The sequence below is a fragment of the Halorubrum ruber genome, assembly GCF_018228765.1.
Lineage (GTDB): Archaea > Halobacteriota > Halobacteria > Halobacteriales > Haloferacaceae > Halorubrum > Halorubrum ruber.
Genome location: NZ_CP073695.1, coordinates 1,055,822 through 1,079,867 on the forward strand (window position 1 = coordinate 1,055,822; position 24,046 = coordinate 1,079,867).

General features: G+C 70.8%; 22 protein-coding genes and 2 pseudogenes. 7 read left to right on the forward strand and 17 right to left on the reverse strand.

All coding sequences use genetic code 11. The features are described 5' to 3' along the window. Positions 1 to 3: 3 nt before the first annotated feature. Entirely contained in the window at positions 4 to 1,047 is a 1,044-nt protein-coding gene (locus J7656_RS05225; protein WP_017344235.1) for a 4Fe-4S dicluster domain-containing protein, read from the reverse strand. A 345-nt stretch (positions 1,048 to 1,392) separates the two neighbouring features. Between J7656_RS05225 and J7656_RS05230 the strand changes: the two genes are divergently transcribed. Next, positions 1,393 to 3,234 (forward strand): bacterio-opsin activator domain-containing protein, encoded by a 1,842-nt coding sequence (locus J7656_RS05230; RefSeq protein WP_026046292.1) that lies wholly within the window; start codon positions 1,393 to 1,395, stop codon positions 3,232 to 3,234. A 26-nt stretch (positions 3,235 to 3,260) separates the two neighbouring features. On the opposite strand, the gene endA is transcribed toward J7656_RS05230, so the two are convergent. After that, on the reverse strand, positions 3,261 to 4,424 hold the full coding sequence (gene endA, locus J7656_RS05235) for a tRNA-intron lyase (protein ID WP_211554314.1): 1,164 nt from the start codon (positions 4,422 to 4,424) through the stop codon (positions 3,261 to 3,263). A 654-nt stretch (positions 4,425 to 5,078) separates the two neighbouring features. Between endA and J7656_RS05240 the strand changes: the two genes are divergently transcribed. Next, positions 5,079 to 7,346 (forward strand): AAA family ATPase, encoded by a 2,268-nt coding sequence (locus tag J7656_RS05240; RefSeq protein WP_211554316.1) that lies wholly within the window; start codon positions 5,079 to 5,081, stop codon positions 7,344 to 7,346. A gap of 43 nt (positions 7,347 to 7,389) precedes the next feature. On the opposite strand, the gene J7656_RS05245 is transcribed toward J7656_RS05240, so the two are convergent. The 5 genes and pseudogenes from J7656_RS05245 to lwrS form a co-directional block, all read right to left on the reverse strand. Further along, positions 7,390 to 7,911 (reverse strand): CopG family ribbon-helix-helix protein, encoded by a 522-nt coding sequence (locus tag J7656_RS05245; protein ID WP_017344238.1) that lies wholly within the window; start codon positions 7,909 to 7,911, stop codon positions 7,390 to 7,392. Positions 7,912 to 7,936: 25 nt separating this feature from the next. Beyond that, on the reverse strand, positions 7,937 to 8,305 hold the full coding sequence (locus J7656_RS05250; protein ID WP_017344239.1) for a PadR family transcriptional regulator: 369 nt from the start codon (positions 8,303 to 8,305) through the stop codon (positions 7,937 to 7,939). A gap of 34 nt (positions 8,306 to 8,339) precedes the next feature. Next, a complete protein-coding gene (locus J7656_RS05255) occupies positions 8,340 to 9,056 on the reverse strand; it encodes an HAD family hydrolase (RefSeq protein ID WP_017344240.1) in 717 nt (238 codons plus the stop codon). A 173-nt stretch (positions 9,057 to 9,229) separates the two neighbouring features. Continuing rightward, a complete protein-coding gene (locus J7656_RS05260) occupies positions 9,230 to 9,952 on the reverse strand; it encodes a DUF7537 family lipoprotein (RefSeq protein WP_017344241.1) in 723 nt (240 codons plus the stop codon). Between the two features lie 143 nt (positions 9,953 to 10,095). Then, a pseudogene (lwrS, locus tag J7656_RS05265) lies at positions 10,096 to 10,473 on the reverse strand (LWR-salt protein); the annotation flags it as partial. A 65-nt stretch (positions 10,474 to 10,538) separates the two neighbouring features. Between lwrS and uppS the strand changes: the two are divergent. Beyond that, the gene (uppS, locus tag J7656_RS05270) at positions 10,539 to 11,534 is read left to right on the forward strand and encodes a polyprenyl diphosphate synthase (RefSeq protein WP_211554318.1); all 996 of its coding nucleotides are present in this window, start codon (positions 10,539 to 10,541) and stop codon (positions 11,532 to 11,534) included. 22 nt (positions 11,535 to 11,556) lie between these two features. Here the strand turns inward: uppS and J7656_RS05275 are convergent, their stop codons facing one another. The 3 genes from J7656_RS05275 to J7656_RS05285 form a co-directional block, all read right to left on the reverse strand. Further along, on the reverse strand, positions 11,557 to 12,657 hold the full coding sequence (locus J7656_RS05275) for a DUF2891 domain-containing protein (protein WP_211554319.1): 1,101 nt from the start codon (positions 12,655 to 12,657) through the stop codon (positions 11,557 to 11,559). Positions 12,658 to 12,752: 95 nt separating this feature from the next. Further along, positions 12,753 to 13,211, reverse strand: a complete 459-nt coding sequence (locus tag J7656_RS05280) for an NOB1 family endonuclease (RefSeq protein WP_017344245.1) — start codon at positions 13,209 to 13,211, stop codon at positions 12,753 to 12,755. After that, the gene (locus J7656_RS05285; RefSeq protein WP_017344246.1) at positions 13,211 to 13,456 is read right to left on the reverse strand and encodes a PRC-barrel domain-containing protein; all 246 of its coding nucleotides are present in this window, start codon (positions 13,454 to 13,456) and stop codon (positions 13,211 to 13,213) included. The genes J7656_RS05280 and J7656_RS05285 overlap by 1 nt, the downstream gene beginning before the upstream one ends. 229 nt (positions 13,457 to 13,685) lie before the next feature. On the opposite strand from J7656_RS05285, the gene infB reads away from it, so the two are divergent. After that, entirely contained in the window at positions 13,686 to 15,479 is a 1,794-nt protein-coding gene (gene infB, locus J7656_RS05290) for a translation initiation factor IF-2 (protein WP_017344248.1), read from the forward strand. A gap of 36 nt (positions 15,480 to 15,515) precedes the next feature. Here infB and J7656_RS05295 read toward each other — a convergent pair whose 3' ends face one another. The 4 genes from J7656_RS05295 to J7656_RS05310 all read right to left on the reverse strand — a co-directional run bounded on the left by J7656_RS05295 (position 15,516) and on the right by J7656_RS05310 (position 19,054). Further along, a complete protein-coding gene (locus tag J7656_RS05295; protein ID WP_017344249.1) occupies positions 15,516 to 15,659 on the reverse strand; it encodes a CpXC domain-containing protein in 144 nt (47 codons plus the stop codon). 49 nt (positions 15,660 to 15,708) lie between these two features. Then, positions 15,709 to 16,284, reverse strand: a complete 576-nt coding sequence (locus J7656_RS05300; protein WP_017344250.1) for a hypothetical protein — start codon at positions 16,282 to 16,284, stop codon at positions 15,709 to 15,711. Positions 16,285 to 16,791: 507 nt separating this feature from the next. Then, the gene (locus tag J7656_RS05305) at positions 16,792 to 17,859 is read right to left on the reverse strand and encodes an mRNA surveillance protein pelota (protein ID WP_017344251.1); all 1,068 of its coding nucleotides are present in this window, start codon (positions 17,857 to 17,859) and stop codon (positions 16,792 to 16,794) included. Between the two features lie 25 nt (positions 17,860 to 17,884). Continuing rightward, positions 17,885 to 19,054, reverse strand: coding sequence for a DUF4013 domain-containing protein (locus tag J7656_RS05310; protein WP_017344252.1), 1,170 nt, complete (start codon positions 19,052 to 19,054; stop codon positions 17,885 to 17,887). 234 nt (positions 19,055 to 19,288) lie between these two features. Between J7656_RS05310 and J7656_RS05315 the strand changes: the two genes are divergently transcribed. The 3 genes and pseudogenes from J7656_RS05315 (at position 19,289) to J7656_RS05325 (ending at position 21,016) form a co-directional block, all read left to right on the forward strand. Next, a complete protein-coding gene (locus J7656_RS05315; RefSeq protein WP_017344253.1) occupies positions 19,289 to 19,693 on the forward strand; it encodes a DUF8159 domain-containing protein in 405 nt (134 codons plus the stop codon). After that, positions 19,690 to 20,624: pseudogene (locus J7656_RS05320) on the forward strand (alpha/beta hydrolase). Before J7656_RS05315 ends, J7656_RS05320 begins: the two are co-directional and overlap by 4 nt. An 80-nt stretch (positions 20,625 to 20,704) precedes the next feature. Further along, positions 20,705 to 21,016 carry a thiamine-binding protein gene (locus J7656_RS05325; RefSeq protein WP_211554320.1) on the forward strand — a complete coding sequence of 104 codons (312 nt, stop codon included), beginning with the start codon at positions 20,705 to 20,707 and terminating at the stop codon, positions 21,014 to 21,016. 77 nt (positions 21,017 to 21,093) lie between these two features. Here J7656_RS05325 and J7656_RS05330 read toward each other — a convergent pair whose 3' ends face one another. The 3 genes from J7656_RS05330 to J7656_RS05340 form a co-directional block, all read right to left on the reverse strand. Beyond that, the gene (locus J7656_RS05330; protein ID WP_211554321.1) at positions 21,094 to 21,795 is read right to left on the reverse strand and encodes a hypothetical protein; all 702 of its coding nucleotides are present in this window, start codon (positions 21,793 to 21,795) and stop codon (positions 21,094 to 21,096) included. A gap of 67 nt (positions 21,796 to 21,862) precedes the next feature. After that, positions 21,863 to 23,371 (reverse strand): RtcB family protein, encoded by a 1,509-nt coding sequence (locus tag J7656_RS05335; RefSeq protein ID WP_211554322.1) that lies wholly within the window; start codon positions 23,369 to 23,371, stop codon positions 21,863 to 21,865. 84 nt (positions 23,372 to 23,455) lie between these two features. Then, a complete protein-coding gene (locus J7656_RS05340; RefSeq protein WP_017344258.1) occupies positions 23,456 to 23,998 on the reverse strand; it encodes a hypothetical protein in 543 nt (180 codons plus the stop codon). Between the last annotated feature and the right edge of the window lie 48 nt (positions 23,999 to 24,046).

The following is a 24,046-nucleotide window of genomic DNA, read 5'->3' on the forward strand; positions in this document are numbered from 1 at the left end:
GGTCTATTTGAGGTAGTAGACGTTGGGGTCGGTCCCCTCGTCTTCTTTCAGTTGGAACGCGCGCGACGAGTCGGCCATCTTCGCGACCTCGCTGTCGGGGTTCTCGAGATCGCCCATGTTCCGGGCGTCGCCGACGCACGTCTCGACGCAGGCCGGCTCCTCGCCGCGCTCTAACCGGTGCGTACAGAAGCTACACTTGCGGATGTTGCCGATCGGCGACTCGCCCTCCTCGCGCGGGCCGCGGTCAACGCCGTACTCCGGGCTCGTGACCTCGCCCGCCCCCTCGACCTCGTCGTCGTAGTTCTCGCCGAAGTCGAAGTACCGCGCGCCGTACGGGCAGGCGATGTTGCAGTACCGACAGCCGATACAGCGGTCGTAGTCGATGTTGACCACGCCGTCGTCCATCTTGTACGTCGCCGAGACGGGACACACCTGAACGCACGGCGGGTTGTCGCACTGCATGCACGGGCGCGGCACGTTCGTCCGCGTGACGTTCGGGAACTCGCCGTGTTCCTCCTCCATCACGACGTTGTACGAGACCCCGGGCGGGGTTCGGTTCTCGGACTTGCACGCGACCGTACACGAGTCGCAGCCGACGCACTTCTGGAGGTCGATCACCATCCCCCACTTCTCGTCGCCCGCGCCGATCCCCCCGTCCGACTCGTCTCCCGCCTCGTCCTCGACCTGCGCCGTCTCCGTCGAGAACGTGTCCATTGACCCGACGGCACAGCTGAGCGACTCGGCCGTCTCGGTCGAGACCGTCTGGTCGCCCGAGTCGACCGCCGGGTTCGGCGTCTCGCGGTACGCCTCGCCGAACTCCGCGGCGGCGGCCTCGTCGTACTTCTCCCAGTAATCGTCGCCGGTGATCTCGCCGCGAGCGACGCGCTGCGCGTCCTCGGCCATCGCGACGCCGAGGTCGGTGTCCGCCTCGACGTCCGCGAGCTCCTCCCGCGGGTCGGGCCGCTCCGCTTCCACCATCGCGTCGAGGTCGGCTTTCCCGACGTTCGGGATGCCGGGGAGGGTGTCCCCGTCGTCAGCGGTGCTCATCGCCACCACCCGTCGCCGGTCGTCTCGCCGACGGGCGCTCGGTTCCGCGCCGGCCGGTTAGTCCTGGAGGTCATACGCGTGAACGTACGCAGACCCCGGTGGAAAGGGTGATACCAATACAGTTTGCCCCGGCCGCTCTCCGAGGGAACACCCCATATTCCGGGTACCAATACTGTTTGGATCGGGGGATCGGTCGGCCGGATCGACCGTTTCGCGCCCCGCGACGGCGACCGCCGATATTATCACCGAGAACGGACACCCCCCGGACATGAACGCACCGTACCGAAGCGGACGAACGACCGGCGGGGCAGAGACGACGGTCCGCCGAGGGAGGGAACGGAGCGGATGAACTGGATCATCGCGCTCTCGATCGGGCTTCGGCTGCTCGGCGTCGGCTACTCGGTCCTGCTGCTCGCGAGCACCCGCGATCGGCGGTTCGGCTTCCTGACGCTGCTTTTGACCTTCATGACGCTCCGGCAGCTGCTCACCGTCCGGACGGCGACCACGGGGGTCGAGGAGCTCCCCGGGCTCGTCGTGAGCGGGCTCACCCTCCTGACGGTGTACTACCTCTCCGAGTACGTCGACGAGGAGGACGCCGTCAAAGCGCGGCTAGAGCGGGCGAACGAGCGGCTTCGGGGCTTCCGGAAGGCCATCGAACACGCCGGGCACGCGATCTTCCTCACGGACCCGGAGGGCACCATCGAGTACGCGAACCCGGCCGTCGAAACGGTCACGGGGTACGGACCGGACGAGGTGGTCGGCGAGAATCCCCGACTCTGGCAGTCGGGGAAACACGACGACGAGTTTTACGAGGGGCTCTGGGAGCAGATCGAGTCGGGGTCGGTGTGGGAGGGCGAGCTGACGAACCGCCGGAAGTCGGGGGAGCTCTGCTGGATCGACGCGACGATCGCGCCGATCACCGAGGACGGCGAGGTGGACCGCTACGTCGCGATCGAGCGCGACGTCACCGAACGGAAGGAACGCGAGCTGCGCATCGAGGACCAGAACGAGCGGTTGGCCCTCCTGAACAACACGAACGAGGTGCTGCGAGACGTCAACCGGGAGCTCGTCGCCGCGTCGACGAGAGCCGAGATCGAGGCCGCCGTCTGCGAGCAGTTCGCCTCCGCCGAGCTCTTCGACGTGGCCTGGACCGGCGGACGCGGGCTCGTCGACGGCACCGTCAGTCCGCGCTCGTGTTCGGGGGCCGACGTCGACGCGCTCGACGGCCACATCGAGACGCTGTGCGCCACCGACCCGACGCCGATCGAGGCGGCGCTCGACGCCTCCCGTCCGGTGTTCACCGAGGTCGACGACGACGACCTCGCCGGATGTCCCGGTGAGTCGCACTGCGTCGTGGTGCCGCTCGCGTACCGCGGCGCGGAATACGGCGTACTCGTCGTGATGACCCGCAACGCCGACGCGTTCGACCTGATCGAGCGCGACATCTTCGCAGAACTGGGCCGCACCGTCGCCGACGCGATCAGCGCCGTCGAGAGCAAGCGGACGCTCGCCGCGGACAGCGTCACCGAGCTGGAGTTCCAGCTGACCGGGATCGACGAGCCGCTGGCGACCATGGCGGCGGAGCTGGACTGTACGGTCGACGTCGAGCACGTCGGCGGCGGCGAAGACGACCGCGTCCAGTACGTCACGGTCGCGGACGCCGAACCGGATGCCGTCTCCGAGTACGCCGCCGGCGCCGACGGCGTCGACGCGGCACAGCACGTCTACACCCACGAGGGACGCTCGCTGTTCCGGTTCTCGCTCGGCGAGCGGTCGATCGTCGCGACGCTGGCGCAGTACGGCGCGGGCGTCGAGTCGCTCTCGGTCGCCGGGACGAGCGGGACGCTGGTCGCGCACGTCGCCAGCTCGAACGACATCCGCTCCGTCGTCGACGCACTTCAGACGGCGTACGACGGGCTGACGCTCGTCGCGCAGCGCGAGCGCGAGCGGGACGTCCAGACCGAGGCCGGGTTCCGGAAGCAGTTAGCGGGGGCGCTGACGGACCGACAGCGCGAGGCGGCGCGCACCGCGCACTACGCCGGGTTCTTCGAGTGGCCCCGCGAGCACACGGGCGAGGAGGTTGCGTCGATGATGGACATCTCACAGACGACGTTCACACAGCACCTCCGGGCGGCCGAGAACAAGCTGTTCGCCGCGCTGTTCGACGACGCCGTCACGGTGTCGTAGCTGTCCGCGGGACCGGCTCCGGTCGGCTACGGCGTCAGCCGGTCGACCGAGAGCCACTCCACGTCGGCGTCGAGGGTCGCGCCGGCGGCGCCGTCGCTGGAGCGCTCGCCGCCGACCGCGGTCAGCGCGAACGCCATCTCCTTGCGGACGCCGCCCGCGAGCCGCACGTCGAGCGAGAGCTCGCGCGGCGAGAACTCGTGGTCCGGCCCCACCACGCGCACGAGGTGCTCGGAGTGCGGGAGGTCGTCGACCGTCTCCACGTCGAGGTACGTCCGGAAGTCGGCGCCGAACTTGAAGCCGGTTTTCGGCACCGCGTCGGCCGCGCGGAGGCGCTTATAAACCGCGAGCCGGCGGTCGAACCGCTCGCCCTCCACGTCGCGGCCGCGGGCGACGACTCTGGCGGCGGCGTCACCGGCGTTCGCGTCCGCGTCCTCAGTTCTCTCGCCTTCCACCGACGCCGACAGCGACAGCCGGCCGTCTGCCGCGAGCGATGCGGCCTCGACGAGCGAGAGCTGGAGCGCGCCCTCCACGTCGGCGGCTCGCCCCGTGAGCGGCCGGCCGTAGAAGCCGCGCTCGTAGAGGTCCTCGGGGGCGTCCCAGACGACGACGCGATCGGCGAGGAGGACGCCGGTCAGGTCGCTCGGCGGCTCGTAGTCGGTCGCGCCCTCGATGCCGCCCGCTTCGGCCGCGAAGTAGGTGATGTCGGACTCCTCGTCGACGACCGCGAGGGTGCGCCCGGCCAGTTCCGCGGCCGCGACGGACTCGCGTTCGCCGACGACCTGTATCGGGTACTTCACGTTGCCCGTGTCGGGCGTTTCGCCGCGCTCGTAGGCGACGAAGTCGACCGCGTCGCTCGGGGCGTCATCCCCGCCCGGCCACGGCTCGCGGGCGGGCGAGAGGTAGAAGCCCCGGTCGCGGAGGTCGGAGTAGACGAGGAAGCGCACCGCAAAGCGGTCGGCCGCGGCCGCGCTCGCGACGAAGAAGCGCTCGAAGCCGACGGGATCTGAATCATCGCTCAGCGTTATCCCGGAGAGGTCGCCGCGGAACAGCAGGTGGGCGGCCTCGACCCGCGAGAGCGCGATCTCGTTCCCGTCGAGCGGCCGCCCGTACCCCCGGGCGTCGTAGAAGCGCTGGCGGGCGTCCCCGCCGACGCGGACCGCGTCGCCCCGCAGGTGTCCCGTCGGTTGCATATCAGTCACCGCGGCCGGCCGAGGGAAGGGGGTTGCGGTCGATACGCGCTTGACTGTGGTCTGTCCGATCGGGACGGAAGTCGTTTATAAATGCGAGTTTCAAGCATTGCCGACGGCTGTTTATATGTGATTAGCAGCATATCGGCGGCGAACACCGCCAAATCCCCAGCCGCTCACTTATAAATAATCGACTGCGGATCGACGACGGATACCTCCAAAGCCCCAGCCGGGAGGCGGGCGCACGCTCGCTGCGGTCCTCGGTCGCTCGCGCTGCTCGCTCCCTGTGGTCCTTGCGTCGTCATCAGAACGCCCCGCGTTCTGATTGGCTCACGAGAGCTTCGCTCTCGTGAACGCCTGCGCCCGCCTCCCGGCTGCCCCTTTGAGTCCCACCCGACCGCACCGCAACCGCGCCTCACGCCTCCCCAGCCTCGCGGCTCACGGCTCGCGGCTTCGCCGCTCGCGTTCGCCGCGTCCCTCGCGCGTGCTGGCTCGCGGCCGCCGAGGGCGGCCGCTCGCAGGCGCACGCCACCGCGGCCGCTATTTATAAGCAACTGTCACTACCCTCCCGACCGTTTTGGATCGATATCCGCGGCCGGGAACCCGCTCGCGACGGCGTCGGACAAGGATAAAGAGCCGCGGGCCGGAAGGGTGTGTATGAACGACACCGCAGGGCTCCGGCTCACGGTGCGTGCCGCCGAGAAGCGGGACGCGGGCCGGGGCATCGCCAGGCTCCCCGAGTCGGCCCGCAAGCGGCTCGCCCTCCTCAGCGGCGACACGGTCGAGGTGCGCGGCGAGCGCACCGCGGTCGCGAAGGTGTGGCCGGGCGGCCCCGACGCCCCCGACGGCTCCGTCCTCATCGACGCCGACACCCGTGCGAACGCCGGCGTGAAGGTCGGCGACACCGTGACCATCGCGCCCGTCGACGTTTCCGACGCCGACCGTGTGGCGCTTTCGGCGCCCGGCCGCCTCGCCGAGGTGGACGTGAGCCGCGAGGTGGTCGAGCGCGCGCTCTCCCGCGAGCTCCGCGACCGTCCCGTCACCGAGGGCGAGGCCGTCCACGTCGAGCGGCTCGGCGGCCTCCGGTTCGTGGTCGCCCGGACCGCGCCCGCGGGGACCGTCCGGATCACGGCGTCGACCGACGTGTCCGTCGAGTACGAGGGCGACGCCGAACCGACGAGCGACGCTGGGTCCGCGGGCGACCGCGCCGACGCGCCGACGGACGCGGGAAGTGACCGAGCCGGAGGATCTGGGACCGCCTCGGGCTCGGGGACCGACCTCCCCGGCGACGACGCCCGGCCGAAGACCGGCGACGCCCCGCCCGCCGAACACACCGCGGGCGCGACCTACGAGGACATCGGTGGGCTCGACGAGGAGCTCGAGCTGGTCCGGGAGACGATCGAACTCCCGCTCTCCGAGCCGGAGGTGTTCACCCGGCTCGGCATCGACCCGCCGAAGGGGGTCCTCCTCCACGGGCCGCCGGGGACCGGGAAGACGCTCATCGCCCGCGCCGTCGCCAACGAGGTCGACGCGACGTTCATCACGGTGGACGGCCCGGAGATCATGTCGAAGTACAAGGGGGAGTCGGAGGAGCGGCTCCGCGAGGTGTTCGAGCGCGCGAGCGACGACGCCCCGGCGATAATCTTCTTCGACGAGATCGACTCGATCGCGGGGAAACGCGACGACGGCGGCGACGTGGAGAACCGGGTCGTCGGCCAGCTGCTCTCGCTGATGGACGGGCTTGACGCCCGCGGCGACGTGATCGTCATCGGCGCGACGAACCGCGTCGACACCATCGACCCCGCGCTCCGCCGCGGCGGCCGGTTCGACCGCGAGATCGAGATCGGCGTCCCCGGCGAGGCGGGCCGCCGGCAGATCCTCGACGTCCACACGCGCCGGATGCCGCTGGCGGACGACGTCGACCTCGATCGGATCGCGAGCCGGACGCACGGGTTCGTCGGGGCCGACATCGAGGGGCTCGCGCAGGAGGCGGCGATGACGGCGCTCCGCCGCGCCCGCGAGTCGGACTCGCGCGCGCTCAACGACGTGACCGTCAGCAAGGCCGACTTCGAGGCCGCTCACGCGAGCGTCGAGCCGAGCGCGATGCGCGAGTACGTCGCCGAGCAGCCGACCACCGACTTCGCCGACGTCGGCGGCCTCGACGACGCCAAGGAGGAGCTCGAACGCGCCGTGACGTGGCCGCTCTCGTACGGGCCCCTCTTCGACGCGGCGGGCGCCGACCCCCCGACCGGCGTCCTGCTGTACGGCCCGCCCGGGACCGGGAAGACGCTGCTCGCGCGCGCCATCGCCGGCGAGAGCGGCGTCAACTACATCCAGGTCGCCGGCCCCGAGCTCCTCGACCGGTACGTCGGCGAGTCGGAGAAGGCGGTGCGCGAGCTGTTCGACCGCGCCCGGCAGGCGGCGCCCGCGATCATCTTCTTCGACGAGATCGACGCGGTCGCGACCGACCGCGACGCGGCCGGCGGCGACGGCTCCGGCGTGAGCGAGCGCGTCGTCTCCCAGCTGTTGACCGAGCTCGACCGCGCCAGCGACAACCCGAACCTCGTCGTCCTCGCGGCGACCAACCGGCGGGACGCGCTCGACCCCGCGCTGCTCCGCCCCGGGCGCTTGGAGACCCACGTCGAGGTCCCCGAACCGGACCGCGAGGCGCGCCGCAAGATCCTGGAGGTCCACACCCGCGAGAAGCCGCTGACCGACGAGGTCGACTTGGAACGGGTCGCAGACGAGACGGAGGGGTACTCCGGCGCGGAGATCGCCTCACTGACCCGAGCGGCCGCGATGCGCGCCATCGAGCGCGTCGCCGACGAGCACGGCGAGGCCGCCAACGACCACGCCGACGAGGTCGGGGTCACCGGCGAGGACTTCGACGCCGCGCTCGAATCGGTCCGCCCCGAGACCGCCTGAGGGCGGGGAAACGGATTGTCGCACGACCCCGTTCGACCCGCTCTCAGTCGTCTTCAGCGGTCGCGCCCGCTTCCGTTTCGTCTTCCTCGGACGCGCCCTCGCCGGCCTCTCCGCTCCCGTGACCGCCGTGCGCGTGGGCGTCGCCGAGCGCGCCGGCGCCGAACTCGTCGACGGGCGTGACGCTGTAATCGACCGTGAGCGTGTCCTTCGTCGCGCGGACCTTCCCCACGAACGCCGATATCTCCTCTAACCCGCCCTCCAGTACGAACAGCTCCATACAGTACTGCGAGCCGACGTGGCTGTGGAAGTTCGAGGCGACGATCCCCTCGTCCTCGTGTCGCAGCCGCATCATCCGCTCTTCGACGTTCGTCGTCTCGTAGTTGAACAGGACCGTCACCACGGCCATCAGCGCGCGGTCCTCCAGCTTCGCGTCCTCGAACTCGCCGAGGAGGTTCCGCGAGGCCTCGCGGACGACCTCGCTGCGCCCGGTGTACCCGTGTTCGTCCGCGAAGCTGTCGATCCGTTCGAGTAACTCCTCCGGCATGGAGACGCTGACGACTGTCATGTATTAACTCACGCCGGCAAAGTTGTTAATCCTTGAGGTCCGAGCGGTCGCGTTCCGCTTCCCGTTCGGGCTCGTCGCCACCCTCCGAACCGTCGACGACGTTCTCTCTTCCGCCGCCGCCCTCGATCCGCTCGCCGAGCCACGCGTAGTGGTCGAGCAGCGCCGCCTCGCCCGCGTCGGTGAGCGCGTACACGTCGGCGATTCCCTCGGTCCGTCGGTCGAGGTACCCGGCCTCGACGAGCGCGGAGAGGGTGCCGTAGAAGGAGCCGGGGTCGATCCGCTCGTCGTAGTGGGATTCGAGCCGGCTCTTCGCCGACTGCGCGCGCAGCTCCCCGTGGTCGTACAGCAGCGCGCAGAGGTCGCGACGACGGCCGCTGTGGAACCACTTGGTCATGGTCGGCGCCTCGCCCCGCGGGCTGATAAATTGCTCACGACGCGTCGACCGCGCCGTCGGAATCGACGCGCACGCCGCCGCGGCGGCCGGCATCGCTACCGTTGCCGCCGACCAGTTCGTCGAGGCGGCTCACGCGTCGGTCGCCGAGGACGCACCGCCCGCGCTCGTCGTGGCCGACGCGCTCGACGTGGACCGCGTCGAGGCCGGCGTTCCAGGCGGCCGCCACGTCGCTCTCGCCGTCACCGACGTAGTAGCCGCGGCCTCGGTTCGGGTCGACGCCGAGCACGCCCATCGCGGCCTCGATCGGGTCGGGCGCCGGCTTCCACCCCGTCTCGTCGGTACAGCAGACGACCGCGTCGAACCGGTCGTCGAGGTCGACGTGATCGAGGACCGGCTCCGCAAGGAACTCCTGGCAGTGGGTAACGAGCCCGGTCGGCCCGCCGACTTCGCTCACGCGGTCGAGCAGGCGCGCGGCGTCGTCGTGGAGGTACGTCGCCTCCGCGCGGGCGACGGGGTCCTCCACGGCGTGGAACGCCGGCCAGAACGCGTCGGGGTCGACGCCCATCCCGCGGAGGGTCTCGGCGCGAGAGCCGCCGAGCCCGTGCCAGAGGACGCGCGCCTCCCGGTCCGAGAACTCGCGGCCTAACCGGTCGCCGACGCGGTCGAACACCGCGCGGGTGTACTCCCACTCGGCGTCGACGAGCGTCCCGTCGAGGTCGAACAGGTGGAAATCGTAGTCGGCGACGGTCATGGGAACGACCGTAGGCCGCCGGTCGGTAAGTGCGTTTTGGGGCCGGGCGACCGGGTGCCACGGAGGACGGATCGGACGAGGGCCACCGATCGGCCGACGGCAGCGGCGCGACCGCGCTCATTCGCGCCTCGGACGGTCGGTCGACACGACGCGGAGCCGACGGCCGAACACGGCTACTCGTCGGGCATCCATTCCGGTCGGGTCGCCGTCGCGGTTCCGAACTCGGAGACCTCGTATCTCGTCTGCCGGGTGAACCCGTCGTTTCCCCTCGTGACGTCGTACTCCGCGATGTACCCCTTCTCGGTAACGACGACGTGCCCGGTCGCGCTATCGGCCGGAACGCTGACGGGGTCTTCGATGCCGGTCACGTTGTACCTGACCGCCGTCTCCCCCTCGACGGTGACGGTCTCGGTCGCGTTCACGTCGAGCTCCGACAGGGGCCGTCGTACCCCCTCGTGCGAGCCGACGCGGGCCTGCGTCCAGTTTTCGTCGGGATTCCGGTGTATCTCTCCCGTCGTTCGGTCGTACTCGAACACGCCCTCGGCGCTGTAGTACGCGTGGATGTCCCCGCCGAACTCCGTGTCGACCCACCGGACTGAGACGGTGCCGGCGTCGGCGTCTACCGTTCTCACTATTGTGCGGTTGCTGTCCTCGTCCGTGATGCGCAACCGACTCCGACGGGAGGTGTCGCTCACCGTCGCGTCGTGCGTTTCCAGTGCGACCGAGAGATCCGCAATTCCGTCCTGTGACCACCCTGACGGATACGAGAAGCTCTCGACCGTCGGTTCGGGAGTCGGTTCCTGTCGGTCCGTGGCAGGCAATCCGGAACAGCCGGCCAGGAGGACGACGACGACCAGCGTTACCGCGGGGAGGGCGTCTCGAAGCGGGTCGACCATACCGGGGGAAAAAACGGCGGCCGGGAAAATGCCTGTGGCCGCCGTGCCGGGACGAACGACGTTTTGGTGCCGGCGCGAGCGACGCGTTCGAGTATAACTCCGTCCCGAGTACGGGCGCATCCGACCGTGAGACGGTTACTCCCCCGGACGTGGACCGACGACCCGAGGTACTTGTGGAGGACCTCGTCGACGGAGTCGGCGTTGAAACGAGTCAGATCCGCGGCGATCGCGTCCGTCAGCGCGTCGAGATAGGCTTGGTTGGTGCGGAGTTCCCGGAAGTCGGCGGCGACGACCTCGACGCTCGCGGCGGGAGCGACGCCCAGTCGCTCTTCCGCCAGCTTTCGGAACGACGGGTCGTCGCCGATCTCGCCGCGCCACAGGCGGTCGCGGAAGAAGAGCCAGCCGTCGGTCCCGGGCTCGCTCGCCGCGAGTTCCATCGTCGTCTCGAAGCGGTCCGGGTCGACGGTAGCGTCCGGCGGGTCGAGCCGGACGGCGACGCGGAAGACGTAGGCGGCCTCCATCTGCGGGCCGGAGGACCGGCCGGAGCATAAAAGTACATACCGCTCGGCCGTCTGAGTCAGGGAAGATGCTGAACCGACTCCGCGGCCTCGTCGGACGCGCGTACCGACGACACCTCCGCCGCGAGATCGACGACGTTCCCGACCACGTCGCCGTCATTCAGGACGGAAACCGTCGGTACGCCCGCGAGCAGGGCGACGACGCGCCCGAGGGCCACCGCGCCGGCGCGGACACCACCGAGCGCGTCCTCGACTGGTGTGCGGACCTCGGGGTCTCTGAGCTCACGCTCTACGCCTTCTCCACCGAGAACTTCGAGCGCCCCGACGAGGAGCTGGAGCCCCTCTTCGACCTGCTGGAGCGCAAGCTGCGCGAGTTCGCCGACGCCGACCGCGTCCACGAGCAGGGCGTCCGCGTCCGGGCGATCGGCGACGTGCCCCGGCTCCCCCCGCGCGTCCGCGACGCGGTCGAGTACGCGGAGCGGCGCACCGCCGGCAACGACCGCTTCACGCTCAACGTCGCGCTGGCGTACGGCGGCCGAACCGAACTGCTCGACGCCGCCCGCGCCATCGCGCGCGACGTCGACGCCGGCGAGATGGCCCCCGACGACGTCGACGTCGAGACGGTCGAGGAGCGCCTCTACGACCGCCCGATCCGCGACGTGGACCTCATCGTCCGGACCGGCGGCGACGAGCGGACCTCGAACTTCCTCCCGTGGCACGCCAACGGCAACGAGGCCGCCGTCTACTTCTGTGCGCCCTACTGGCCGGAGTTCTCCGAGGCCGACTTCCTGCGCGCGATCCGCACTTACGAGTCGCGAGAGGAGTCGTGGCAGCGCGCCCGGGCGGAGCGGGCCGCCGCGCTGGTGCGCGCGCTCGCCGAGGTGGAGTTCGCGGAGGCCCGGGCCGCGGCCGCCCGGCTCCGCGAGCGCGTCCCGCGGCTCGACGGCAGCGACCTCTCCGACGACGCCCTCGGCATCGCAGACCAGGACTCGGTCGGAACGAACGAGGAGGACACCCCGGAGCCGGCAAGCGCGACCGACCCGGCTCCGCCGGACGCCGACTGAACTGATTCCGACCGGGAGCCGACTAGCACGCCCCCGGCGCGATCCCGTCCTCGTTCCGCGTCAACAGGTACAGCGCGAACGACGAGAGCCAGTGCGACCCCGCGTAGTCGTCGGTGAGAACGTCCGCGGCCCCCGCCTCGGCGTGCCGGCGCGCCGCGGCGTTGAGGGGCTCGCGAAGCCGGGTCGCAGCCGGGCCGTCTCGCCCGTCCAGCCCGTCGGCCAGTCCGGCGAGACACCACGCGCGGGAGACGTTGAGCCCGATCATGTGCATCGCGGCGCCGTCGCCCTCGTCGGGCTCGACGTCGACGGGCGCGAGCAGCGCGTCGTGCGGGGGTTCGGTGAGGTCGGGGAGGAAGTCGTCGAGCCACGCCGCGAAGGGGTCGGGGTCGAGGACGCGTCGCATGAGGTCCGCCTCCGTCAGGGCGGGCGAGAGGAAGTCCCAGCCGACCGGCTCCGCGCCGACGACCGCGGCGGTGTCGTTCGCGTAGAGGCGGCGAGCGGTCGCTTCCGTCTCCGATTCCAGATCGGCGTCGCCGACGACCCGCGCGTAGTCAAGGACGCCCGCGAGCGCGAACGCGGTATTGCCGTGGGTGCCGACGCGGTGCGCCCGGTCGATGCCGAGGAACGACTCGCGGGTCCCGCGGCGAACTCGCTGCTCCAGCGGGCGGAGGGTCTCGTGCCACGCGTCGGCGCGTGGGTCGTCCCACAGGGCGAGTTCGGCGGCGAGGCGCAGCAGCCACGACCAGCCGTACGGCTCCTCGAAGCCGGGGTTCTCGTCGAGGTAGTCGACCTCGCGAGCGACGTTCTCGGGGATCAGTCGCTCGTCGATGCCGGTTACGATCGCGGCCTCGTCCGGGTGATCCGGGGCGAGCCGCAGCGCGCGGACGAGCGCCCAGTGGCTGTGGACCGCGGAGTGCCAGTCGAAGCAGCCGTAGAACACGGGATGGTCCTCCGTGGGGCGCGGGGGCGCTTCCGGCCCCTCAACGGTCCCCTGGTAGTGCGGGTACTCGGTCTCGACCCCGTCGAGCGGGTGGGCGGCCAGGGTCGTCGCGACGGCGTCGTCGAGCGCGTCCGCCCGCCCGGCGCGGAGGGCGTCCGGCGACAGTTCCTCGAAAGCGTTCATGCCGGAGGGTCTGCGGGGCGCCTGTTCAATCGGTCGGTGGCGTGCGAATTGCCCGCATGCGGGTTCGCGGTTCGCAGGAAGCGTCGAGGGCGCGGTCAGGCAGGGTTCTTCCGCGTCAGGTCGCTGCCGCAGATCGGACACCGCTCTTTGTTCTCGTCGAAGGTGCGGTTACAGCCGACGCACTGGAAGCGCCACTCGCGCTCCTCGGAGATGCCGTCGCGAGCGATGGCCTCGACCGGGAGGTCGAGCCGCTCGGCGACGTTCTGCATCGCGTAGTCGTCGGTGACGAGCGTCGCGTGAAGCTCCAAGGCGGTCGCGATGAGCCGGATGTCGGTGTCGGAAAGCTCCGCGGCGTCGCCCGACCCCTTCGCGGCGCGGCGGACCCGGTCGACCGCCTCCGGCGCCGGCACGTGGACGGTCATCCCGGAGCCCTCCATCGCGTCGAAGCGGAGCGCCACCTCGCCGGTGAGTTCGTCGTGGACCGCCGGGATGGAGACCACGTCCTCGTCGGTCGTGTACTCGTGGATGAACGCGGACGAGTCGAGGACTTGCATCAGCGGGCGACGACGATGTAGTCTTTCACCGCCTGGACGTTCGCGACCGGGACGCGGAGCCGCCCCATCTCGTCGACGTCGAAGTCGACGCGTTCGGGCCTGAGTTGCTCGTGCGGGCTGACGAGGAGGTGGTTCAGCTCCCCGGACTCGAGGTTCATCGTGATGTTGTACAGGTCCCCGAGCTCCGTGCCGTCGGAGCTCATCACCGCCTTCCCGGACAGGTTCTCCGCGAGGATGTCGACCATACCCTCACGGTCCCGGGCGACGGTATTAAACGCCACGGGGCGTCGGACGGGTGACGGACGCGGCCGCGCGTTCGTCACCGGATGGACGACGGACGCGGGCGCGCCTTCGTCACCGGACGGGCGACGGACACGGGCGCGCTCTCGACGTTCCGGTTCGTCGCAGCATTTTGAAAGGCTTAACTGACGCCCGGGCGGAACAGTCGATATAACCTTCTCGGGGCGATCACATATGACCGACCACACACACGCGGACACCCTGCGAACCCCCATCGTCGCCGTGCTGGGCCACGTCGACCACGGCAAGACGAGCCTGCTCGACACGATCCGCGGCTCCGCCGTCAGCGAGGGCGAGGCCGGCGCGATCACCCAACACATCGGGGCGACGGACATCCCGCTCGACACCATCTCCGGGATGGCGGGCGAGCTGATCGACCCGTCGGACTTCGATTTACCCGGACTCCTCTTTATTGACACGCCGGGGCACCACTCCTTCTCGACGCTGCGCGCCCGCGGCGGCGCCCTCGCCGACATCGCGGTGCTGGTCGTCGACGTGAACGACGGCTTCCAGCCGCAGACGGAGGAGGCGATCGACATCCTCCGCCGGACGGGGACCCCCTTCGTCGTCGCCGCCAACAAGGTGGACACGACGCCCGGCTGGAACCCGCAGGACGGCGAGCCGATCCAGCGAAGCATGGAGGCGCAGTCCGAGCGCGCGAAGTCGATGCTCGACGAGAACCTCTACGAGATCATCGGTCAGCTCTCCGACGCCGGCTTCTCCGCCGATCTCTACTGGCGCGTCCAAGACTTCCAGAAGAACATCGGCGTCGTCCCGCTGTCGGCGCTCACCGGCGAGGGCGTCCCGGACCTCCTCACCGTCCTGATGGGCCTCTCCCAGCGGTTCATGAAAGAGGAGATGGCGATCGACGTCACGGGGCCCGGCGAGGGGACGGTCCTCGAAGTGAAAGACGAGCGCGGCTTCGGCGCCACCGTCGACACCGTCGTCTACGACGGCGTGATCCGCAACGGCGACACCGTCGTCGTCGGCGGGCAGGACGAGCCGATCGTCACCGAGATCCGCGCGCTGCTCCGCCCGCGGCCGCTCGCGGAGATCCGGACCGAGAAGGAGTTCGAGAAGGTCGGCGAGATCGGGGCCGCGGCCGGCGTGAAGATCGCCGCGCCCGACCTCGACCAGGCGATGGCGGGCGCGCCGGTCCGCGTCGTCCGCGACCGTACCGTCGACCGGGTCGTCGAGGAGGTAAAAGCCGAGCTCGCCGAGATCGAGGTCGAGACGGCCGACAACGGCGTCGTCGTCAAGGCGGACACCCTCGGCTCCTTAGAGGCGATGGCGAACGCGCTCCGCGAGGCCGAGGTCCCCATCCTGCGCGCGGAGGTCGGCGACATCGCGCCGCGCGACATCGCGGTCGCGGAGACCGCGAATCAGGACGAGCACAAGGCCATCCTCGGCTTCAACGTTGACCTCCTCCAGAACGCGGAGTCGGACCTGGAGAACGCGGACGTGAAGCTGTTCAAAAACGAGGTCATCTACCAGCTGGTCGAGGACTACGAGCGCTACGTCGAGGAGAAGCAGCGCGCGCAACAGGAGACGGTGCTGGACAAGGTGGTTCGCCCCGCCCGCTTCCGTATCCTCCCCGACCACACGTTCCGGCAGAACGACCCCGCCGTCGTCGGCGTCGAGGTCATCTCCGGCACGCTCCAGAACAACCGCAACGTCGGCTTCTTCGAGGGCAACGAGTTCGAGCGCGTCGGCGGCCTCTCGGGGATTCAAAAGCAGGGCGACGACGTCGACGAGGCGCGCTCCGGCGAGCGCGTCAGCATCGCCATCGACGGGCCGACGGTCGGCCGCGACATCGAGGAGGGCGACACGCTCTGGACCGAGGTGCCCGAGAAGCACGCGAAGATCCTCGAACAGGAGTTAAAAGAGGAGATCACCGCCGACGAGCGCGAGGCGCTCCAAGGCTACTTGGAGACGCGACGCAAGCGGGACCCGTTCTGGGGCAAGTGACGACCGCGTTCGCCGCGAACCGACTCTCCGCGTCGTTCACGTCCCCGGCGGCGTCCTGACGTGGTGGCCGCAGTTCGGACACTGCCCCTCGTTTAAGAACTCCGTCGGGCCGGTGCCGGTCGCCGCGTTGTAGCTGAAGCTGTGCCCGCAGTTCGGACAGGTCTCGGAGCGTCGGACCATGCGGTTCGATAGCGTCCCCCGTCACTTCAAGATCAGCCGACGTCGGCGGTCACCCGTACAACAGAATGACCACGGCGACGAACGCTAACTCGCCGCCGACGAGCAGCGCGGCGAGCAGCCACGTTCGGTAGGTCCACAGCCAGTCGCGAGCGTCCGCGAACCGGTTCTCGCCGGCCGCCGCCGACTCGCCCCCGTACGCCGCGTCGACCCGCCAGCCCGTTTCCGGGTCGTACGTCGCTGGCACGCGGGTCCCGACGAGCTCGTCGACGTCGAGCGGCGAGACGCCCGCGGCCTCTAAGAACTCGAGGAACTCCTCGGACTCCTGAAGCGACCCGTCCCGGGGCGCGTCGAACCGCTCGGTGTGGGTGGCGTCGCCGTGCGGCGGGCGCATCTCGACGGCGACGCGGTCGCCGACGGAGCGCACCCGGGTGACGATCAGCGCGTTCTCCTCGTCGTTGAGATACGCCTCGCGGAGGCGGCGCTTCACCTCCTCGTCGACGCCGGCGTCGAGGTCGTCGGGGAGAGCTTCGGCGTCGCCGGGGGACGAGTCAGCGTCGACGTCGTCGGCGCTTTCGCGGTCGGCGGTCGTCGAGACGCGCTCGTCGCCGCCGGATCGGTCCGCCATCGATCCGAGGTTGGCGACGCGCTCTGATAAGGTCATGGCCCTCCCCGAACGCCATACGTGACCGGTGGCGCTGCGAACGACTTTACGACCGCGCTTGGCGGAGCCCCAGCCGCTCGGCCGTACGAAGGTGGGCCTTATAAATCGGCGATCGACACGAACGCCGCCGAAGCCCCAGCCGCTCGGCTGTATGACAACGTTCCCTATAAACCAGCGATCGACACGAACACGACCGCCGAAGCCCCAGCCGGGAGGGCGGCGCACGCTCGCTGCGCGCTTCAGTCGCTCACTACGTTCGCTCCTTCCAGTGCTTACGTCGCCTGCGCCGCCCTCCCGGCTGCCCCTTCGAGTCCCACCCCGCACAGCCCCGCGCCTCACGCCTCCCCAGCCTCGTCGCTGGCGGTCTTCGCTTCGCTCGACCGCCACCGACTCCCTCGCGCGGTGCCGTTCGCGGCCGCCGCAGGCGGCCGCTCACGGGCACGCGCCACCGCATTTCGACTAGTCAGCCGTTCACTGGAGTCGGTAGCGGAGGATCGCGGCGATGCCGCCGAGGTTCGAGAGCTGCTCGCCGGGGGCGAACTCCGAGGAGAAGACGACCACGTCGCCGCCCTGTTGTTCGACCGACTCGATCACCTCGTTGACGTCGATCTCCCAGTCGCCGTCGCCCTGGCGCTCCGTGCGGAGGCGCTCGTCGACGACGAGCAGCGTCTCGACCGCGCCGAACTCGGCGGCCTCGGCGGTGTCGTCCGGGCCGTACGTCGCCTTCTCTTCCTTGGCGATGTTCTCCGTCAGCTCGTCGATGAGGCTCGCCTCCTTCGAGATGCGGGTCTCTTTTTGAACCTCGTCGACTGCGCCGCGCTTCAGCACCTCGTGGACGCCGCGGTCGCCCGCGGCGGAGGTGTCGACCGTGGTGATCCGGTCCGAGAGGTCCCGGTACTCCTCGTCGATGTAATCGCGCGCGTCCTGCTTGGTGAACCCCGGCCCGGCCAGGATCACCGCGTCGGCGTCGAGGTGCGCGAGCGCCTCGCCCAGCTCCGCGAACAGCTCCTCGCGCGGCCGCGAGAACTCGCCTTTGCCGGTCGGCTTCGTGAACGATGCGTACTCCTCGGTGCCGTACTGCTGGACCGTGTGGACGTACGCCGCGCCCTCCTCGACGGTCGCGATGGCCACGTCGGGGTTCTCCGCGGCCTCGGTCGCCTCCTCCAACCGCTCGGTCTGGTCCGGCTTGAAGTGTTTCTCGACGGTTATCTCGTCGTGCTCCTCGACGTTGAGCGTGTGGTGGGCGTTGAGCTGGTCCTCCCGCGAGCAGCCGACGATTATCCCGGAGACGCGGAGGCGGTTGGCGAACCGCGCGAACTCGACGTCCTCGACCTCCAGCGTGACGAAGATGTGCTCGCGCTGCCCGCCGGTGTCCCGCATCTGGTCGTCGTTCCGCTGAATCCGTCGGGTGGTGTCGCCCTCGACGAGGTCCCCGGGCTCGAGGACGTGCGCGAGGTGCCAGAGGTCGTCGACGTTCTCGGGGACCAGCGTGAGCCGTTCCCGGCCCTCCTCGCCGTACCCCCGCTCGGAGATTCGCATGCCCGGGCGTTCGCTCGCGGCCGTATCAACGCTTGCCTTCCGCGTCGGCGAGCGACGGCCCCCACTCGAAGCCGCCGGCCGGGTCGCCGTCCGATTCGGCGCCGCCGGCATCGTCCGCGTCGTCCGCATCGCCCGCGTCGTCTCCGCCGGCGGCGCCAGCCTCGTCGACGGGAACGCCGCGACCGACCTGAACCGCGGCCGGCGGCTCGCTCCGCATCGGCCGCCCGCCGTCGCCCGACACGACGGGGGCCGGAGGGTCGTTGCGCGCGCGACCGATCTCCCGGTCACGGTCGGCGGCACGGCCCACGCCCGCGCCGCGATTCGAGCCCTCACGGGGAGTCGCGTCCGCGCGGCGACCCGTTCGGCTCTCGGTATGCGCGGCGTCGCGGTGCGTCCGGACCGCCGGCCGCGCCGCGGCGTCCCGATTCAAACCCTCACGCAGCGCGGCCGCCGCTCCCCGTCCGTAGAGCCCGTGCGCGACGACGCGGGCGAGGAAGGCGAGCGCGACGCCGACGATCAGGGGCACCGTCGGCGCCGCGACGGCGTAGCCGACCGCGAGCGCCCCGACCGCGAGCGTCCACCCGGTGGCGTACGAGCCCGTCGCGGCGACGCCGGCCACCGTCCGCGGGTTCAGGCCGTCCCTGAGCCGCCCGGACGCGGCGAACGCTGCGAGGGCTGCGGGGCGGACGTACGCAAAGGCGAGGAGGTACGCGCCGACGAGCGCGGCGACGAGACCGACGGCGACGACCGCGACGGCGACCGGGCTGTTCGGACCGAGCGCCGACTCGACGGCGGTCGCGGTCGACCCCGGATCGACGGGGCCGGCGACGAGCGCGGCGACGGCGCCGCCGGCGACCGCGAGACCGCCCGCGAGCGGGGCGAGCAGCGCCGCCGACAGCAGCGCCGACTTGAGGCCGTCCCTGACCAGCTCTCCCCAGGCGACGAGCGACGGCGCGCCGGCTCCGTCTCCGGACTGGATCGCGCTCCGCGTCACGCGGACAAAGTAGCCGCGCGCGACGAGCGACGGCGCGAACGCGACCGGGGCCGCGACGGCGATGGCCGGGCTGACGAAGAGGACGCCGACGAGCCACAGCGCCGTGAGGATCCACCCCAGCAGGGTCACGGACCCGCCGACGAGGACGACGCCCGCGGTGTCGTCGGTTCGCGTCAGCGCCGTCGCGGCCGCGGTGAGCATGTGACTCGACACAGGGACGGGAGCCGCATAAATGATACCCGGGCCCGAGCGTTTATATCACTCCACGGATTATTGCCAGTCGGCCGCGCGGGACAATCGTGTGCCTCTGACAACCCAACCGCGGCCGCCACTCGGCGGTCGCCCCCCGTCCGCGGCTTTCGATCGATTACCCTTCCAGCGACCGCTCGGTCGCGTGCCGGTACCGATTTATCCCGCCCCGCCGACGGATCGGGTATGACCGGCGACGAGCGGACGGCCGATCTGGAGCCGGAACTCAGGAGCTACGGCGTCAGCGTCGAGTCCATCGACGGGGGCGACCCGCTGGAGCTGACGTACATGACCGCGTTCCCCGGCCGCGAGATCCACCGCGGCGAGATCGGGCGCGCGCTCAACGCGCTCATCGAGCAGGCCGAGGCCGACGAGTGGGACCCCGTCCGCGTCGAAGGGACGGTCGTGCGGGCCCCCGGCGACGTCCTCGGCACGTGGCGCGCCGAGGCCGAGTGGTTCGAGGCGCTCGCGAGCTACGAGATCTCCGAGACGGAGTTCTCGACCCGCGTGCTGGACACCGTCAGCCACGAGACCGAGGGCGGCGACGAGGACGACGACAGATCCGACACCGACGCGGAGGCCGACCGGTGACCCGCCGCGATCCGGTCAACCGCGCGCAGCGCCGGCTCTCGCGCCCGGCCCGCGAGCGGTTCGCCACCCGCGCGGTCGCGTTCGATGTCGACGGCGCGACCTGCCGCGGGACGCTGTACCTACCCGGCGGCGACGCGGACGACCCCCCGGTCGTCGTGATGGCGCCCGGGCTCGGCGCGGAGCGGACCTTCGGCTACCCCGCCGTCGCGGAGCGGTTCGCCGACGCCGGCTACGCCGCCCTCCTCTTCGATCACCCGGAGTTCGGCGCCTCCGACGGCGACTCGCAGGCGGTCGACCTCGACCGCCAGCGCGCGGCGTACGAGGGCGCGATCGATCGCGCGGACCGCGTCGACGATGTCGGCGACGACCTCGTGTTGTGGGGGGCGTCGCTGTCGGCCGGGCACGTCCTCACGCTCGCCGCGGAGCGCCGCGACGTCGACGCGGTCGTCGGGCTCGTCCCGATGCTCGACGGCCGAGCGATCGCCCTGCGACGCGGCGGGCGGTACCTCCTTCGCTCCGGCGTGACGGGGCTCCGCGACCTGTTCGGCCACCGGATCGGTCGCGGCCGCACCGTCCCCATCGTCGGCGGGACCGAGGAATGCGCGGCGATCACCGAGCCGGGGACGAAGCGGGAGTATATCGACCTCGTCGACCGCGAGTCGGCGTGGCGCAACGAGACGCCGGCGCGGTCGCTGCTGGGACTCGTCGGCTACCGGCCCGTGACGCGGCTCGACGAGATCGACGCGCCGACGCTGCTGTTGGCCGGCACCGACGACGAGATCGTCGACGCCGACTCGGTCGCGGCCGCCGGCGAGCGGCTCTCCCGGGGACCGTCGTCACCATGCCCGCGGACCACTTCTCGGTGTTCGGCGAGGACTTCGAGGGCGCGGTCGGACACCAGCTCTCGTTCCTGCGCGACGCGCTCGACTAGGCGGCCGCTCGGAGTCGCTCTCGGCCGCGGAGCGGTCGACCGCGCGACCGCTTAAGTGAGTTCGCCTCGCACTCGCGAGCATGACAGCCATCGCGATGCTGAGCGTCGCGCCGGTGATCGAGGGGAGCATGGCCGAGGAGGTGGCGACGGCCGTCGCCGCGCTCGACGACTTCGACGTGAGCTACGAGACGAACCCGATGGGGACCGTCATCGAGGCCGAGGACGCGGAGACGCTGTTCGCGGCCGCGGCGGCCGCCCACGAGGCCGTCGACGGCGACCGGGTCTCGACGGTCTTAAAAATCGACGACAAGCGGGCGAGCGACGGGACCGCCGCGGAGAAGGTCGACGCCGTCGAGGAGCACCTCGGTCGAGAGGCGAAGCGAGAGCGGTGACGGAGCGACGAGGTGGCGGTGACGGGGCGGCGAGGTGGCGCTGACGGAGCGGCGCGGCACCGCCTCGACGCTCCCCGCTACGCGGTGTCGATCCCGACCGACCCGCCCGCAGTCGCGTCGCCGTCGGGGTTCTCGACCGCGACGTCGACGGTCGTCGTCCGCACGACGGCCACCTCCTCGCCGCCGCCGGCGATGTCCGCGCGGAACACGACGTCGAGCGTCGTCGTCGCCGTCTCACCGCCGCCGATATCGGGCGCGCTCAGCGACTCGCTCGTCACGGCGTCGCCGTGCTCCGTCGCGTCCGCGCGCTCGAACCGCGCGGTGAGAGCGCCGTCGACGGCGTCGAAGTCGGGAGGCGCGTCGGGCTTGGATTCAGATCGGTCGCTCTCCGGCCTCCCGACCGACGCGACATCCCCGGGCGTCGCGTCCGGGTCGGCGGCCGTCAGGGTCTCCCGATACACCTCGTCGACGCCGTCGTCGCTCCCGACGGCGAGCGTGAGCGTCACGCGCTCGACGCCCTCGGAGAAGTCGGTCCACGAAACCTCGAGGGCCGGCGAGAGGTACACCGACTCGATCCGACCGTCGTTGCTCGTGACCGTCGGCGCGTCGCCCGCCTCGAAGGCGGCCGGGTCGCCGTCGACCGCGGCCGCCGGTCGGCTCGACGCGGTGAGGAGGCCGAGGCCGGTGAGGCCGCCGACCGCGACGGCCGCGGTTCCGCCGAGAAGCGTTCGTCTGGTCGGCCCTCCGTGCGCGTCGCCGTCCCGCGAGTGGCTCGACATCTCGGCGCGGAGTGGCCGCGGTATGGGTGATAAGGATGTGGAGAACGGTCCCCGCGGGCGACTCGAGCTACCCCTTGATGTTACAGACGGGGAACGTCCGGGCGACCTTGTCCCCGATGCCGAGCTCGTCGCTGACGCGGATCACCTCGTCGATGTCCTTGTACACGCCGGGGGCCTCCTCGGCGATGGTGGCGCCGGACTGGGCCTTCACGTAGATCCGCTGGCCGTCCTCGAGGTCGTCCTGAACGTCGCCGCCCCAGAACTCCTGTTTCGCCTGCGTCCGGCTCATCAGGCGGCCGGCGCCGTGGGCGGTCGAGCCGAACGACACCGACATCGACTCCTCGCCGCCGCGGAGGACGTACGAGCCGGCGCCCATGCTGCCGGGGATGATGACGGGTTGGCCGACGTCGCGGTAGGTCTCGGGCACGTCCGCGTTGCCGGCGGGGAACGCGCGCGTCGCGCCCTTGCGGTGGACGTACAGCTCGCGCTCCGCGCGGTCGACCGCCTCGTCGCCGACGGCGGGGCGCCCCTCGGCGTCGACGCCGACCTCGTGGGTCTCCTTCTTCGCGATGTTGTGCGCCACGTCGTACAGCAGTTCCATCCCGAGGTTGTCGATCGGGTCGGCGTCGAACACCTCGCCGAACGTCTCGCGGGCCTGGTGGGTGATCAGCTGGCGGTTCACCCACGCGAAGTTGATGCACGCGCCCATCGCGCCGTAGTACTCCTCGGCTAACTCGGAGCCGGCGGGCGCGGCCGCCAGCTCCTTGTCGGGCAGCTCGTCGAGCAGGTCGCCGTGTTCCTTCTCGATCCGCCGGAGGTAGTCGTTACAGGTCTGGTGGCCGAGCCCGCGGCTTCCGCAGTGAATCAGGACGACGATCCCGTCCTCTTCTAAGCCGTACGCCTCCGCCACGTCATCGCGGAACACGTCGGTGACGCGCTGGACCTCGAGGAAGTGGTTCCCCGAGCCGAGCGACCCCAGCTGGTTGCGCCCGCGGTCCATCGCCTTCTGGGAGACGTACTCCGGGCGCGCGTCGGGGCGGCGTCCCTCGTCCTCGCAGCGCGCGAGGTCGCTCTCGATCCCGTACCCCTCCTCGACGGCCCACTCGACGCCGCGCTCGAGCGCGCCCTCGATGGCGTCCGCGGTGCCGTCGATCACGCCGCCGCCGCCGAGCCCGGAGGGGACCGCCTCGAACAGCGCGTCGACGAGCTCCTCCTCGCGGCCGCGCACGTCGTCGTAGGCGAGGTTCGTTCTTAACATTCTTACGCCACAATTTATGTCGTAACCAACTGCTCCAGGAGAGATACAGCCGGTTTTCGCGTCGATCGCGCCGACGCCGCCGACGGGGAAGCCGTACCCCTGGTGGCCGTCGGGCATACAGAGCGCGGGCTCGACGATGCCGGGCAGGTGCGTGGCGTTCTTCAGCTGCTGGAGCGAGTCGTCGTCGCCGATCTCTTCCAGTAGGTTCTCGCTGGCGAGGACCCGCGCGGGGACGTTCATGTCGCCCTCGCGGGGGATCTCCCAGACGTGCTCGCGCACCTTCTCCAACCGGATCCCGTCGAACTCGCGCGTGGTCATGCGTCGGGGTTCGACGCGGGAGGGGAAGGGCGTTGCGTCAGCGGTCGGCGGCCCGAGGCTCCTCCGAGACCCCCCGGCCGCGCCCTATCGGTCGACCGGGTCGATCGGGAGCCAGCCGACCGCGCCCTCAGCGAGGGTGAACGCGGCGAAGGCGCGGCCGAGGACGACGCCGTAGACGAGGTGCGCGACCGCGATGACGACGCCAAACTCGAAGCTGGCGGTGAGCCCCGGCACCGGAAGCGTCGGCACGGGCAGCGAGGTGGCGCCCTCGATCGCGATCGCGGCCGGCAACAGGAGCCCGCCGGTGATCACGCCCAGCAGCGCGGAGTGGATGACGCCGAGCGAGAGGCAGCCGCCGACGTCCCCCCGGAGCTCCGCGAAGAACGGGCGGTCGAAGACGGCGACGAACAGCCCGCCGAACAGGGTGCTGTTGAACAGGTGGACGAGCCACCCGACGAGGGCCGTCTCGACGCCGATCAGCGCGCCGATCGTCGGCATGAGCCCGAGGCCGAAGTGTAACACGGTGCCCATCGCCGCGCCCGCGACGAGTCCCGAGCCCGCCCCCGCGCCCCAGCGCCGACCCGCGCCCGCCGGTTCGCTCCCCTCGCTCCGATCTGAGTGTGACATACGCTACCAACGCACTCGATAAATATAACGGTTTATCATAAACGCCGT

Bases quoted from the DNA above. Each gene is read 5' to 3' on its own strand.
- J7656_RS05225 (WP_017344235.1), bottom strand. From the start codon at position 1,047: ATGAGCACCGCTGACGACGGGGACACCCTCCCCGGCATCCCGAACGTC.
- J7656_RS05230 (WP_026046292.1), top strand. From the start codon at position 1,393: ATGAACTGGATCATCGCGCTCTCGATCGGGCTTCGGCTGCTCGGCGTC.
- endA (WP_211554314.1), bottom strand. From the start codon at position 4,424: ATGCAACCGACGGGACACCTGCGGGGCGACGCGGTCCGCGTCGGCGGG.
- J7656_RS05240 (WP_211554316.1), top strand. From the start codon at position 5,079: ATGAACGACACCGCAGGGCTCCGGCTCACGGTGCGTGCCGCCGAGAAG.
- J7656_RS05245 (WP_017344238.1), bottom strand. From the start codon at position 7,911: ATGACAGTCGTCAGCGTCTCCATGCCGGAGGAGTTACTCGAACGGATC.
- J7656_RS05250 (WP_017344239.1), bottom strand. From the start codon at position 8,305: ATGACCAAGTGGTTCCACAGCGGCCGTCGTCGCGACCTCTGCGCGCTG.
- J7656_RS05255 (WP_017344240.1), bottom strand. From the start codon at position 9,056: ATGACCGTCGCCGACTACGATTTCCACCTGTTCGACCTCGACGGGACG.
- J7656_RS05260 (WP_017344241.1), bottom strand. From the start codon at position 9,952: ATGGTCGACCCGCTTCGAGACGCCCTCCCCGCGGTAACGCTGGTCGTC.
- uppS (WP_211554318.1), top strand. From the start codon at position 10,539: ATGCTGAACCGACTCCGCGGCCTCGTCGGACGCGCGTACCGACGACAC.
- J7656_RS05275 (WP_211554319.1), bottom strand. From the start codon at position 12,657: ATGAACGCTTTCGAGGAACTGTCGCCGGACGCCCTCCGCGCCGGGCGG.
- J7656_RS05280 (WP_017344245.1), bottom strand. From the start codon at position 13,211: ATGCAAGTCCTCGACTCGTCCGCGTTCATCCACGAGTACACGACCGAC.
- J7656_RS05285 (WP_017344246.1), bottom strand. From the start codon at position 13,456: ATGGTCGACATCCTCGCGGAGAACCTGTCCGGGAAGGCGGTGATGAGC.
- infB (WP_017344248.1), top strand. From the start codon at position 13,686: ATGACCGACCACACACACGCGGACACCCTGCGAACCCCCATCGTCGCC.
- J7656_RS05295 (WP_017344249.1), bottom strand. From the start codon at position 15,659: ATGGTCCGACGCTCCGAGACCTGTCCGAACTGCGGGCACAGCTTCAGC.
- J7656_RS05300 (WP_017344250.1), bottom strand. From the start codon at position 16,284: ATGGCGGACCGATCCGGCGGCGACGAGCGCGTCTCGACGACCGCCGAC.
- J7656_RS05305 (WP_017344251.1), bottom strand. From the start codon at position 17,859: ATGCGAATCTCCGAGCGGGGGTACGGCGAGGAGGGCCGGGAACGGCTC.
- J7656_RS05310 (WP_017344252.1), bottom strand. From the start codon at position 19,054: ATGCTCACCGCGGCCGCGACGGCGCTGACGCGAACCGACGACACCGCG.
- J7656_RS05315 (WP_017344253.1), top strand. From the start codon at position 19,289: ATGACCGGCGACGAGCGGACGGCCGATCTGGAGCCGGAACTCAGGAGC.
- J7656_RS05325 (WP_211554320.1), top strand. From the start codon at position 20,705: ATGACAGCCATCGCGATGCTGAGCGTCGCGCCGGTGATCGAGGGGAGC.
- J7656_RS05330 (WP_211554321.1), bottom strand. From the start codon at position 21,795: ATGTCGAGCCACTCGCGGGACGGCGACGCGCACGGAGGGCCGACCAGA.
- J7656_RS05335 (WP_211554322.1), bottom strand. From the start codon at position 23,371: ATGACCACGCGCGAGTTCGACGGGATCCGGTTGGAGAAGGTGCGCGAG.
- J7656_RS05340 (WP_017344258.1), bottom strand. From the start codon at position 23,998: ATGTCACACTCAGATCGGAGCGAGGGGAGCGAACCGGCGGGCGCGGGT.